This is a genomic window from Acinetobacter sp. YH12128 (assembly GCF_013418655.1).
GTDB lineage: Bacteria > Pseudomonadota > Gammaproteobacteria > Pseudomonadales > Moraxellaceae > Acinetobacter > Acinetobacter amyesii.
Window position 1 is genome coordinate 105,048 of record NZ_VPBO01000015.1, and the last position, 8,800, is coordinate 113,847.

Consider the following 8,800-nt stretch of genomic DNA (forward strand, 5'->3'; position numbering starts at 1 on the left):
TTGGGGCATTTGTTTTTCAGTTTTATTAAACGTTGGTTTATGAGGCTTGGGAGGTATGTCTTTTTTCTAAAACATATTGGTTTTCAGGTCGTTTTAAACCTAAGTTTTCCCGTAAGGTCTTGCCTTCATAAGCCGTGCGGAATAGACCACGACGTTGCAGTTCAGGGACAACCAAATCTACAAAATCATCTAAGCTTGCAGGTGTGGTTGGTGGCAAAATATTGAAACCATCCGCCGCTTCATTTTCAAACCAAGCTTGTAGTTGATCGACTATTTGTTCGGGTGTTCCAATCAGCGTCCAGTGCCCACGTGCGCTTGCAACCCATTGGTAAAGTTGTCGAATGGTAAAATTATTTTTACGCGCAATCTCTAAAATCAGTTGTTGACGGCTTGCGCCATTTTGCGCCTGTGTTAAATGTTCTGGTAGCGTTTGGTCGAGGTCAAATTGCGACAGGTCTTCAGTAAAACCACCCAATTGTTTGAGTAAGTTCAGTCCCAAAGTCGGATGAATATATGCATTTAATTCATCGTATTTTGCCCGAGCTTCGACTTCAGTTTGTGCAACAAAGATCGATACACCCGGCATGATTTTTAAGTCATCCGCATGGCGGCCATATTTCACTAAGCGGTTTTTGACATCACGATAAAAGGCTTGAGCATCTGCTAAATTCTGCTGTGCTGTAAAAATCACTTCGGCATATTTACCGGCCAGTTCACGACCATCTTCAGATTGCCCAGCTTGAACAATCACCGGATAGCCTTGCGGTGGGCGAGAGACGTTGAGAGCACCCAGTACCTGATAGTATTGGCCCTGATGATTGGGCTGATGTTGTTTTCGGGCATCAAAAAATTGCCCAGTTTCTTTGTTGTAATGGAAGGTATCATCCTCCCATGAGTCCCAAAGTTTTTGAGTCACCTCAATAAATTCATCGGCACGTTCATAACGCTCTTTGGGTTCAGGGTGCTGCTGAATGTTAAAGTTTTTTGCGGCATCGGCAGAAGCTGTCGTTACTACATTCCACGCAGCACGACCTTTAGAAATATGATCTAAAGAAGCGAATTTTCGCGCCAAAATGTAGGGGTCTTCATAAGTCGTGGACGCTGTGGCAATAAAGCCAATATTTTGCGTCACAGCAGACAGGGCTGCAAACAATGTGACGGGTTCAAAGCCGACGCCTTTATCGCCCAAACCTTTCTCACCTTCGATAGCAGAACTCCAACGGACAGACAGACCATCGGCAAGAAAGTAAGCATCGAATAAACCACGTTCTGCGGTTTTTGCCAGTTCAATTGCATAATCAATATTGAGATGATCTTGTGGGCGAGATTCGGGATGACGCCAACCCGCGACATGCTGTGAGGTGGTTGGAATAAAAGCCCCAAGCTTTATTTGACGTTTAGACATAAAAAATTTCTCATCCCAATTATTCTTAAAAGATAAAAGGAATAAGAACAAAATCTATGCCAAACCATAATTGTTTGAAAATAAGAGGGTTTTAATTTTTTTTGGTTCTAGGTGTAGATAAATCAACAGGATATAAAACCAAATGTTGAAAAATAAACAGCAGTTTAACGGCAAACTTTATGCATGGACCAGTACAAGATTTTCCATATGTAAACTTAAAGCGTGTATTGGCATTGAACGCTATTAGCAAACTTTATAGCAATACTTTGATGGCTTTTCGTCTCCATACCAGTTGGTAATACAGCCCTTGTAAAATACATAAGCTGACAAAAGCCAAAGCATAGGCATACCAAATGCCTTTTAAGCCCCACCATTCACTAAATAGGTAGGCACACGGCACTTCAATGCAAATAATCGCCATAATATTAATAATCATCGGCACGGTCACCGTTCCACTGGCCCGCATAATGGAAGCAAAAATCGCACTGGCACCAAAAAATAAAATCGACCAAAGCACAATGAACAGCAATTCTTGACCGAGAACCACAACTTCAGGATCTGTAATAAACAGCGCCATTAAATGTTTAGAGAATAAATAGCCCAATGCCACCAAGATACCAGTAATTATGAAATTCATCCCGATGGCCGTACGTTTCACGCGATTAATTAATTCAGATTGACCCGAACCGATGGCTTGCGCGGCAAAAATAGAAGCTGCAATCGCGATAGACAAGGCAGGGAATTGGATATAATTCAAAACCTGATTGACCGCGCCATATGCAGCAGTGGCATCAGCACCATGGCGGTTAACTAAACCGACAATCACGAGACCAGCCACAGAGGTCGTGACCATCTGAATACCCGTTGGAATTCCCAGTCTTAAGATAATTTTGCTGAGATCATGTTGATGGCGAATATGACGAATCAACTCGAAGTCGAGTTTGAGCGGGTGATCTTTCTTTTTTAAGTAGAAATATAAAAATACCAAGGCAATTAAAAAGCCGATATGACTGGCAATGGCAGGGGCAATAATACCTAAACTTGGAAATCCAAATTTTCCTGCAATCAGTACTGGTGTAATGATCAGCCCTGAACCAATGGTCATACCCGATGCAATCAGCGGTGTTGTACTGTCACCGACCCCACGCAAAATCGAGGTGTAAATAATATAAATAAAGAGTAGTGGACTACCCGCAAGCATCCATTGCACATAAGGCAAAGATAAATGCATCACGTCAGGGGCTGTGCCTAAGGCCAATAAAATGGGCTTGGCAAATATCACCCCTAAAAAGGCAATGATGCTGCCACCAATCAAGGTCATAAAAAGGGTGGAACCCACCACAGTACGAACTTTTTCAAGATTCTGCGCGCCCCAAGCTTGCCCCACCAACACGGTTGCACCTGCCGAGAGTCCAATCACAAAAGCCATTAAACAGAACAAGATCGGGAAAAATACCGCAACCGCTGCAATGGCATGCACCCCAAGCATCTGACCGACAAAAACGGTGTTAATGGTCCCAGATAAATTTTGCAAAATATTGGTGGCGATCAAAGGCACCAGAAAAACTAAAAACGTTTTCCATAAATTTTGCTGAGTAACGAGGGACTGTTGTTTTGACATGCTCAGGTCCTAGACACGGCTTTTTATGATTTTAAGTTACTGATAACACTATCATGTTGGCATTCAAAAAAGCCTTAGTTTTTGAGTAACCAAGGCTTCATTATTTCTACATGTCTGTTTTAAAAAAACGTTTTGGCAGATACTGCTTTAAACTGTGGAGAGAATCTCTGCAGCTCGATCTAAGGTGGCATCTTGTTTGGCAAAACAGAAACGTAATAATCGTAAATTTTCAGGCGGTTTTTGATAGAACACTGAGACAGGAATCGCCACGATTTTATGTTGTTCTGCCAACAACTGACACATTTCCACATCGCTTAAATTTGGGCGTATGGCACTGTAATCAAGGTTTTGGAAATAGGTACCTGCCGATGGAATCAACTCAAATCTAGAGTGGCTTAAGCCCGCATTGAAACGGTCACGTTTAGCTTGGTAAAAATCGGCCAATTCAGCAATGTGCTCAGGATGTTCTGCCATAAAGTTAGCCAATGCCATTTGTACGGGCGTAACTCCACAGAAATTGGCAAATTGATAGATTTGGCGAAACACTTGCATCAAGGCTGGCGCTGCAATGCAATAACCGGTTTTCCAACCTGTGACGTGAAAGGTTTTACCAAATGAGCCCACGACAAAACTGCGTTCACGCAGCTCAGGAAATGACAAAGCAGATAGATGCTGACGACCATCAAAAATTAAATGCTCATAGACCTCATCCGACAGCACTATAATATTTTTATCTTGAATCAGTTCGATCAAGTTGAGCCAGTCCTCACGATCCCAAATAGCACCTGTTGGATTATGCGGTGTATTGACAATAATCATCCGGGTTTTATCGTTAATCGCAGCGGCAACACGATTCCAATCCACAGTAAAATGTGGCGTCTCTAAGGCAATGTGAATGGGATGAGCCCCAACCAATTTTACACTGGGCGCATAACTATCATAGCTCGGATCAAAAATAATCACTTCATCATCCGCATGAACCACGGCTTGAATGGCACTAAAAATACCAATGGTTGCACCCGGGGTAATGGTCACTTCGGTGTGAGGGTCAATATTTAATTGGTCTCGATGGGCAAACAGTTGGACCAATTGCTCACGTAAATGCATCAGTCCATCGCCGGGTGCATATTGGTTAAAACCCTGTTGCGTCGCATCACTTAGCGCATTTAACAGTGCTGGAGGTGCAGGAAAATCAGGAAAACCTTGAGATAAGTTCAGTGCATTTAGACGCTGCGCCATTGCACTCATAACGCTAAAAATAGTCACACCTTGGGCAGGCAGTTTGGATTCAATTGTGATCATGGAGCTTAAAAATTTTTAATAGGTTGCATTTTGAGTGTAGCAGCATCTCAGCGACTGCGAAAAGTTAGATCCGTAAAATTGATCCTGCATTGATGATCCTATTCACTTGAATCCTAAAGTGTTGCAAAAGCCAAAAAGAAGAATTCAACAAATTATTTGCAAAATGGGGTAGACGAAAAAACAATCATTTCCTAAAATGCCGTCATTAAAAAATTAAATACATAATAACAATGCTTAAAAATATATATGCCATGGTCGAGAACTTTGGCTTGAGTGTACAGAAACGTGCGCTACACATTCATTTCTCAAATGAACACCTAAATTCTGAAGTTTTTATTCAACGTATTGAAGGTCAACACCGTATCAATCAAGGCTTTCATGCGGAAATTATTTGTCTCTCGACCAATGCTCATCTGGCTTTAAAGCAATTTATTGGCGGCCGAGTGGCTGTCGATCAAGTGACAGATTTGGGACAACTCAGTCGCCTGACCGGTGTGATTACTGGGGCTAGCCAAGGTCAAAGTGATGGTGCACTGACCGTTTATAAACTGGTGATTGAGGATGCCACAGCACTTTGGCATAAGCGTCGTAATAGCCGTGTCTTTATGAACAAATCGGTACGGGAGATAACCGAGATTATTTTTAGTGAATGGCAGAAAAAAAGTGCGCTGTTTGCTGCCAGTTTAAGTCTGAACTTAGAGGGGCTGGCACGTACTTATGATGTACGTCCATTTACTATGCAAGCCAATGAGAGTGACTACGAATTTCTGACTCGCCTTTGGCGCAGCGAAGGGATCAATTGGTTAATTGATGAAGCGGAGTTATTTGTCGCATTTTCGGCTGCACCGATGCAAGCACAGCAGCTGCGTTTAATTGATACCAATCAGGCTTATAGTGCTTTAGAGCGGAAAAAAATTCGCTTTCATCGGAGTCATGCCACAGAACGCTTGGACACAATCACCAGTTTTGTGGCAGAACGATTTTTACAATCGACTATGATTCAGACGCAGCGTTGGCAAGCTCAACAATTGGCACAAGACCAAAGTAATCCGCTCTTAAGTGCCCATGCACAGAGTGAGCAACAGCATAATGAAACCTTAAGTTTAGAGCAGGCTTGGACCGTAAGTTCGGCTTGGACAACCGACCTTAAAGGTGCAGATCAGGCGACCACTTCAAATACACAGCAATTGGATCAGTTGAATCGGCAACTCAATCAATATCAGGAACTTCAAGCCAAATACTTTACCGCCAGCAGTAGCGTGCGGGACGCTCAAGTCGGGTATTGGTTTGAGTTAGAAAATCATCCTGAAATCGATCAACATCAAACGACAGATCGTGAATTTCTCATATTGGGCAAAGCATTTTATAACCAAAATAATTTACCCAAAGATATTTTGGTTCAATTAGAAAAGTTACTTGCCGCGAGCCGTTGGCTATCTTTAGGGGATGAACGGCAGGCCAATGAGCTGTATGTGGTCCGTCGGCAAATTTCTGTGGTGCCTGAATATGATTCTTTATTACACCGGCCACCTGCGTTTCCACAGCGGGCTAAAGTGGTCGGTCCAGAAGGTGAAAGTATTTATGTCGATGCTTGGGGGCGTATCAAAGTTCGGTTTACGTTCACCCGCAGTGATGATCACAGTCATGATGGTGGAGCAGGGAGTAATGATAATGACAGTGACTCGGCTTGGGTCGATGTACTGACTCCATGGGCGGGTGAAGGTTATGGGGCACGTTTCCATCCTCGTATTGGTGAGATCGTGGTCATCGACTTTTTTGAGGGTGATGTGGATCGTCCCTTTGTAGTAGGACGAATACATGAAGCTGAACGATCTCAGACCATGTTTGACCTCAAAGGTCAACTTCCTAAAACCAAAAAACTCAGTGGTATCCGCTCGCAAGAAGTTGCGGGAACAGGCTTTAACCAACTGCGCTTTGATGATACGACGGGTCAGATCAGTACCCAATTACAAAGTAGTCATGCAGCGACACAGCTGAATTTAGGTAATCTCAGCCATCCTAAAGAACAAGACAGTAGCCATGGCCGTGGAGAGGGGTTTGAGCTACGAACGGATGCTTGGGGGGCAATGCGTGCAGGTAAAGGTTTACTCATTAGTACCTATGCACAGGATAAAGCAGTTGCCGATCATCTTGCTGCTGCTGAAGCTCAATCTCTTTTAAATCAAGGGCATCAGAGCATGAATATGCTGAGCGGCGTAGCCGTAAAGCAGCAGACCGATGCATTAAATGTGATTAATCGTTTGCCGAAGTTAATAAACTCTTTAGAAATCAAAAGTACTGCCGAAGGTGTCAAAGCGACTTTAAATTTGTTCAAAGAGGATTTAAGTCGAGACCCATTGGCAGCGTTAAAAAACTGCAAAAGTTTTGTCAAAGAAATGGGCTCAATCGCACATGATGTCAAAAGTACAGTAAAAGAATTTAAAGCATTTTTTAATGATGCCGAAGATGCCTTTGATAACTTAAAGTCTGTCATAGATCATATTGAAGAAAATGGTAAGGATGTGATTCAAGGGCGGGTTGCAAGTCTGAAAAGTAACCTAAAAGAAGATCCATTAAAAGTATTAAAAGATGTGGGTAAATTGATCGAAGACATCAAATTTAACCCTGATGATTTGTTGAATAATGGTGGTTTTGGTTTGCCACCAGCGATGACACCCATAAAAGCATTAGAAAAAGTACAAGGCTTTATGGAAGGCTATGCGCAGGGTTTAGAAAAATCCAATACAGCGGCAAAACAAGAACAAGGCAAATTATTCCGCCAAGCGTTGATGTTGCTTGCATCACCTAATGGTATTGCACTCACTACACCGGAAGATATTGTTTTACAAGCCTCGCAGGATATTGCAGAAAGTGCGCAAGGTTCGATTAATTTCAGTGCTCAAAAGAATATTGTCGGTCATGCACAAGACAAAATCAGTCTGTTTGCGGCTCAAAAGGGCCTGAGTGCTTATGCCGCAAAAGGGAAAGTTGAATTACAAGCCCAAGATGATGCTATTGAAGCAATTGCACGAAAGGTGATTAAGCTCATTTCAACAGAAGATAAAATTGAAATTACCAGTCCTAAAGAAATTGTGCTGACTGCAGGAGGTTCACAGCTGAAAATTAATGGCAGCGGAATATTTACCACGACAGGCGGCAAGTTTGAGAGTAAGGCGGGGCAGCATAGTTTTGTGGGAGGAGCGACTGTAAATGCACAATTGCCTAAGCTGCCTGAAAGTGGGCTGTATAGTATGAGATTTGACTTAAGTCAAATATTTGATACTAATATATTAAAAAATATGAAATATAAACTTATTAACCATTCTAAAAAAATTGAAGCTGAGTACCAGTTTGAGCAACAAAGTAGTGCACGTATTTATAGTGATGCTATTGAAAATGTAGAACTGGCATTAGTACCAGGTGCTTATATAACTCTATATCAAAAAAATGCAGCAATGGATGCAGAGTCTTTAGATGAAGAAATTCAAGGTTGCGGATGTGATGACGAAATGCATCTTTGTGATGAAATTAATTTAGAAATATAGAAGGTATTATCTTGAATAAATATATTTTAATTGGATTGTTTTTGATAAATTTCTTTTCTATCAACAATATAATATACGCCAAAGGGCCTGATTTTGAAATAGTTTCAAAATGCACAGACGAATATGAATCAAGTTGCAATATTTACAGAGTAGTTGATGGGGACAATAAATTATTGCTAGAAGATGTTAAGTCTCCAATTATCACAAAGATTAATAGTGATATATTTAGGGTTAGAGTTTCGTGTGGATCTCCATGCCAAGTAAACTTTTTTTATGGAGAAACTAGTGAAGATTCTACTAATGAATTTATTGCTTTTAATGAAAATAATCATTGTTTGATAGAAAGTGATAGTGTTAAGAAGAAAATATATGCAAGGATAATTTTCACTGGTAGGAAAAAAATTATTGCTGATTTAAATGATAAGGAATACTTGGGGTTAAATCAAAGATTTGATTATTATAATTATTTTAAAAAGAAAAGTAAATTTTTAGAAAATGGTAATTTAATATTGTTGGCAGATGATTATTCAAGTTTATTAATTAAAAAAACAATAATAAAACCATGCGGAGAAAATAATGAAGTATTCAGATGAATTTATAGCATTTGTTGCAACAATCTCTGGAGAAGCAGGTGTTTGTAGCATTACTTCAAAAAAAGCAGTTGCACATTGTATTATGAATCGATTAGGGTTTGGTGAGTGGGTAGGTCATCCAAGCATTATACAATATTTATATGATGATTTTGATGCTTTAACTGAACAAACGGCTGCTGTAAAAAAGGTTAAAGCTGAAATGAATTCTAAGCTGTCATTAAAAAGTAAACATGTATTCTTTTCCGAATTGGTTTGATACTCTCTCCACCCATTGCTCTATTTTATCAGCTGTCATGACTTGAAAATCTCGCCAATAATATTTCATCTGCTTCCA

General features: G+C 40.8%; 6 protein-coding genes and 1 pseudogene. 3 read left to right on the forward strand and 4 right to left on the reverse strand.

Going from position 1 to position 8,800, the window contains the following annotated elements:
- Positions 1-37: 37 nt before the first annotated feature.
- The 3 genes from FTU64_RS09600 to FTU64_RS09610 all read right to left on the reverse strand — a co-directional run bounded on the left by FTU64_RS09600 (position 38) and on the right by FTU64_RS09610 (position 4,328).
- Positions 38-1,405, reverse strand: coding sequence for an LLM class flavin-dependent oxidoreductase (locus FTU64_RS09600; protein ID WP_180055682.1), 1,368 nt, complete (start codon positions 1,403-1,405; stop codon positions 38-40).
- A 253-nt stretch (positions 1,406-1,658) separates the two neighbouring features.
- Positions 1,659-3,026 (reverse strand): MATE family efflux transporter, encoded by a 1,368-nt coding sequence (locus FTU64_RS09605; protein ID WP_180007962.1) that lies wholly within the window; start codon positions 3,024-3,026, stop codon positions 1,659-1,661.
- Between the two features lie 147 nt (positions 3,027-3,173).
- On the reverse strand, positions 3,174-4,328 hold the full coding sequence (locus FTU64_RS09610) for a methionine aminotransferase (RefSeq protein ID WP_180059671.1): 1,155 nt from the start codon (positions 4,326-4,328) through the stop codon (positions 3,174-3,176).
- 230 nt (positions 4,329-4,558) lie between these two features.
- Between FTU64_RS09610 and FTU64_RS09615 the strand changes: the two genes are divergently transcribed.
- The 3 genes from FTU64_RS09615 to FTU64_RS09625 are packed head-to-tail and all read left to right on the forward strand — an operon-like array spanning position 4,559 to position 8,722.
- A complete protein-coding gene (locus tag FTU64_RS09615; RefSeq protein ID WP_180059672.1) occupies positions 4,559-7,873 on the forward strand; it encodes a type VI secretion system Vgr family protein in 3,315 nt (1,104 codons plus the stop codon).
- Positions 7,874-7,884: 11 nt separating this feature from the next.
- On the forward strand, positions 7,885-8,466 hold the full coding sequence (locus FTU64_RS09620) for a hypothetical protein (RefSeq protein ID WP_180003511.1): 582 nt from the start codon (positions 7,885-7,887) through the stop codon (positions 8,464-8,466).
- A complete protein-coding gene (locus FTU64_RS09625; RefSeq protein ID WP_180059673.1) occupies positions 8,450-8,722 on the forward strand; it encodes a hypothetical protein in 273 nt (90 codons plus the stop codon). Before FTU64_RS09620 ends, FTU64_RS09625 begins: the two co-directional genes overlap by 17 nt.
- Here the strand turns inward: FTU64_RS09625 and FTU64_RS09630 are convergent.
- Positions 8,684-8,800, reverse strand: a pseudogene (locus tag FTU64_RS09630) (transposase); the annotation flags it as partial. The gene FTU64_RS09625 and the pseudogene FTU64_RS09630 overlap by 39 nt on opposite strands.

What these genes read in the sequence shown, in the direction of transcription:
- FTU64_RS09600 (WP_180055682.1), bottom strand. Translation starts at nt 1,405, where the DNA reads ATGTCTAAACGTCAAATAAAGCTTGGGGCTTTTATTCCAACCACCTCA.
- FTU64_RS09605 (WP_180007962.1), bottom strand. Translation starts at nt 3,026, where the DNA reads ATGTCAAAACAACAGTCCCTCGTTACTCAGCAAAATTTATGGAAAACG.
- FTU64_RS09610 (WP_180059671.1), bottom strand. Translation starts at nt 4,328, where the DNA reads ATGATCACAATTGAATCCAAACTGCCTGCCCAAGGTGTGACTATTTTT.
- FTU64_RS09615 (WP_180059672.1), top strand. Translation starts at nt 4,559, where the DNA reads ATGCTTAAAAATATATATGCCATGGTCGAGAACTTTGGCTTGAGTGTA.
- FTU64_RS09625 (WP_180059673.1), top strand. Translation starts at nt 8,450, where the DNA reads ATGAAGTATTCAGATGAATTTATAGCATTTGTTGCAACAATCTCTGGA.